At 34.5% G+C, this 1,558-nt stretch carries 2 protein-coding genes and 1 pseudogene; all 3 read left to right on the forward strand.

Annotated features, from left to right (window positions below):
* The first annotated feature begins 300 nt into the window (after positions 1-300).
* The gene (locus HMPREF1986_RS05945; protein WP_021773883.1) at positions 301-792 is read left to right on the forward strand and encodes a hypothetical protein; all 492 of its coding nucleotides are present in this window, start codon (positions 301-303) and stop codon (positions 790-792) included.
* Between the two features lie 50 nt (positions 793-842).
* Positions 843-1,031: a hypothetical protein gene (locus tag HMPREF1986_RS05950; RefSeq protein WP_021773884.1), complete on the forward strand. Its 189-nt coding sequence runs from the start codon at positions 843-845 to the stop codon at positions 1,029-1,031.
* A 26-nt stretch (positions 1,032-1,057) separates the two neighbouring features.
* A pseudogene (locus HMPREF1986_RS13135) lies at positions 1,058-1,558 on the forward strand (hypothetical protein); the annotation flags it as partial.

Raw genomic sequence — 1,558 nt, forward strand, 5'->3', positions numbered from 1 at the left:
GAGGGCTGTCGCAACACTCTATTGCGACAGCCCCCAAACATTAAGTTAATGACATTGTGTAAATAAAGGGGTTACAGGTTTTACACTAAAATTACACATGTGAGATGTAAGAAAATGGTATGGATAAATTAAGAAAAAGCAAATAAAATCAGGTAAATGTGTTTTTTATATTATGTTGAGAGGAGGTTTAAGAGTTTACATTTACTAGCAGTTATAAATGATTGTTTATATATGCATGAACATGGAGAAGTTTGTAAGTGGGACATTGAATTAAGGAGGCTAAAAAAAGGAGACTAAAAAATGAGTAATAATGATACTATGCAGATTATAGGAATTTTAATAGGGATTGTCATATTGGCGGCAACTGTTTACTACGGCACAAGTAAGCACAAAGAGTTGGTGGAGAAAGGCGTTATAAGGGAACGTCCTGCAAATTTTGAACGTGAGGTAGAGATTTTCACAACCTCTTCAGATTTCAAAAAAATATGGAATGAATTAAATGTAATGACATACAATACGCAGGTTTCCTATGTACTTTCACAGAACTCCAACATAATAAAGTATAAGGGAGACGGTTGGGAAGGTGTACTGAAGGAAGAAAGTAAAAATGGAGAAAAATATTGTTACTGTTTTAATTTTACCCATTGGGAAACTCGTAATGGTGTGAATTTGAGCGGAGTAGATATGAATACATTTCTTACATCCCTGGAAAAGGCGTTTTTACGTTTAGATCCTGAGGTTTTATTAGAAAAGAAGCTGCTTAAAGTGAAAACAAGTTATAAATTATTTTAAAGATATTATTGCAGTTACAATAGTTTCGAATAATATTGGAAAGGATTGATATGGAAAGCGTTTTGGGTATTGTAATTTTATTAGTTATAGGATTTGTATGTTATGTGATCATGCACAGTCTTCGTAATGGCGCAAATGCTTTAACAGATAAAATCATTGAAAAAGTGGCGGAAAAAAAGGATCCTAACAGATATGATCAAAGTGAACCGGAAAAACTGGCAGATAAATTTAAGGATTAAAATGGACAGTAGCAGGTATATAGGAATTGGTTAAATTTTGTAATTTATATATTTTATTTTTTGGAGGTGTATATGTTAAAAAAATTGTTGCAGTTTTATTTGGAGGATTAATCAGTTTATCAATATGTTTTCTAAGCTTTGCCGGATGGAAGTCAGATGGTAACGGTTGGTGGTTTGATAACGGTAATGGAACTTGGCCTGCCAGCTGCTGGCTGTGGATTGATGGAAATCAGGACGGTCAGGCGGAGTGCTATTATTTTCAGCAAAACGGTTATATTCTGACAAATGCCAAAAGTCCTGACGGTTATATGGTAGATGGTAACGGTGCTTGGGTTGTAGATGGAGTTGTTCAAAGAAGATCCACTATGGGAAGTGGTACCAATACTGTAAAACAGAATAGCAATAAGGGAGATACTTCATCACAATCAAAGAAAAATAATGAAGGTAAAGTTGCGTTATACGATCTGGAGCCTGTACAAATGGACACATATTACCTGCATTCTCGGAAACATGACGATGAAAACCTT

The sequence above is a fragment of the Oribacterium sp. oral taxon 078 str. F0263 genome, assembly GCF_000469565.1.
Classification (GTDB): Bacteria; Bacillota; Clostridia; order Lachnospirales; family Lachnospiraceae; genus Oribacterium.